This is a genomic window from Bradyrhizobium uaiense (genome assembly GCF_010811875.1).
Taxonomy (GTDB): Bacteria; Pseudomonadota; Alphaproteobacteria; order Rhizobiales; family Xanthobacteraceae; genus Bradyrhizobium; species Bradyrhizobium uaiense.
Genome location: NZ_VKHP01000465.1, coordinates 1 through 2,142, shown reverse-complemented (window position 1 = coordinate 2,142; position 2,142 = coordinate 1). Strand labels below are relative to the sequence as shown.

Sequence of the window (2,142 nt, the reverse complement as noted above, 5' to 3'; positions counted from 1 at the left end):
GCACGACCTCGCCGCCGCGCCGAAACTCCCAATCGAAGGGACGTCCGGTCGCCGCGCATCTGGCCGGGATCGGCGAGGCGGCGGCGGAGACCTCGAAATCGCGCGATGCGGTGCGCGGCAGGCTGCGGGTCAATGTCGACCCGTTGTTCTCCCGCATGGTGCTGTCGCCGAAGCTGAGCGAGTTCCTGCTGCAGAATCCGGGCATGGAGCTGCGTATCGAGACCCGCGACCGGATCGCGGATCTGGTCAGCGACGGTTTCGACCTGGCGGTGCGGTTCGGCGAGCCGGTGCCGTCGGCGCTGATTGCGCGCCGCGTGCTCGATGCGCGCGTGCTCACCGTGGCCTCGCCGATCTATCTCGAACGACACGGCCGGCCGCTCGACCCGCGGGAGCTGGCGAGCCGCGACCATCAGTGCATCCATGCAATCGACGCGGCGACCGGACGTCCCTTCGATTGGGAGTTTCGGCGCGGCGGCGAGGTCGTGCCGGTCGCGGTCAACGGGCGGCTCACCGTGACCGATTCAGGAACCAAGCTCGGCGCCTGCCTCGCCGGCTTCGGCATCGCGCAGGTGATCGATATCGGGCTCGACGATCATCTGAGGAGCGGGGCGCTGATCGAGCTGTTTCCGGACTGGCCCGACGAGCGCTTTCCGCTCTACGTCTATTACGCCTCGCGTAACCACGTGCCGGCCAAGGTGAGGCGGTTTATCGACTTCGTCACGGAAACGCTGGCGTCAAAGTCACGTCCGACCCGCAAATCCGCTCACCTGCGCAAGGTAGGCTAGCCAAATCGTTGGCATCAGCTAGCTCTTCGCCGATCCTTTGGCTGATCCCTGCCGTGAGGCGATGATGACGCCGGCGAGCACCAGCGCGTAACCGATCAGATGGAACGGCGCCAGCGTCTCGCCGAGCAGCAGGATCGCCATCGCCGAGCCGAACACCGGCACCAGATGGAAGAACGGCGCGGCGCGGTTCGGGCCGATCAGCGCGACGCCGCGGTTGAAGAACAGATACGCCAGCGTCGACGGGAAGATCAGCACGTAGACCAGTGTGGCCATGGTCAGAACGTCGAACTTCAGCGTCATGCCGTTGGCGAATTCCCAGATCGCTGCCGGCAGCAGCATCAGCGCGCCACAGCAGGTGGTGAACGAGATCAGCGAGAGCTGATGGATTTTCGGCCGCCGTGGGATCAGTGCCGAATAGAGCCCGAACGACACCAGTGAGGCGCCGAACATGATGTCTCCCCGATTGAAGCTGATGCTGGCGAGCGCCGAGAAATCGCCGCGCAGGATGATGGTCAGCACGCCAGCCAGCGAGATCGCGATGCCGGCAGACTGTGCCGGCGTCAGCCGGACGCCGAACAGAATCAGCGACCACAACGCCACGAACAGCGGCCCCGCCGACTGGATCAGGAGCGCGTTCAACGCCTCGGTATACTGCATCGCCCAGTAGGAGATCGCGTTGTTGAACGCGAAACCGACCGCGGACAACAGCAGCATCAGCGGCAGCGCCCTGCGCAGCTTCGGCCAGTCCTCCTTCAAATGCGGCCAGGCGAACGGCAACAGGATCAGGAACACGCCGAACCATCGGATCGTAGTCAGTGTGACCGGCGGCACATGGCTGCCGACATGCCGCGCCAGCACGATATTGGCGGCCCAGAACAGCGACGTCAGGCTGAGCAGCAGATAAGGCTGGTTGTTGAGCCAGTGCAGCGGCGAGCGGCGCGGGGTGGTGGCAGGTGCGGGCAAGGCGGTCATTATTCGGCGGATGTTGTGCCCGAATCCGCCGCGGCGACAAGACGAAAGTGCGGATTGGAGCCATGCGCACCGGCGGCGCGATCTGACGTGGAAGCCGCACTGCCGTGGATTAACAGAACCCGTCATCCAGAGAGACCGTGAATGTATGCCTCTCGATGACGCAACATGCTCGATGTCGTCCCGGCGAAAGCCGGGACCCATAACCACCGAAGGTCATTGTTGCACGACGCTGGGGCCCCAGCCTTCTAACAACTCAAACCTGTGGTTGATGGGGTGGACGGCCCCCTACGGCATCAGTGTGCCAGAATGAGGTTGTTGCAAATCTCAGACAAGGGAGCCGTCCGTGAGAGAGATTATCCGCATTGGGATGGATACGTCGAAGTAT

The 2,142-nt window shown here is 64.0% G+C and carries 2 protein-coding genes; one reads left to right on the top strand and one right to left on the bottom strand.

Annotated features, from left to right (window positions below):
- Positions 1 to 785: substrate binding domain-containing protein (locus tag FNJ47_RS45745; RefSeq protein WP_163163321.1), on the top strand; the 785-nt coding region annotated here is incomplete at its 5' end.
- A gap of 18 nt (positions 786 to 803) precedes the next feature.
- On the opposite strand, the gene FNJ47_RS45740 is transcribed toward FNJ47_RS45745, so the two are convergent.
- The gene (locus FNJ47_RS45740; RefSeq protein WP_163163319.1) at positions 804 to 1,757 is read right to left on the bottom strand and encodes a DMT family transporter; all 954 of its coding nucleotides are present in this window, start codon (positions 1,755 to 1,757) and stop codon (positions 804 to 806) included.
- Between the last annotated feature and the right edge of the window lie 385 nt (positions 1,758 to 2,142).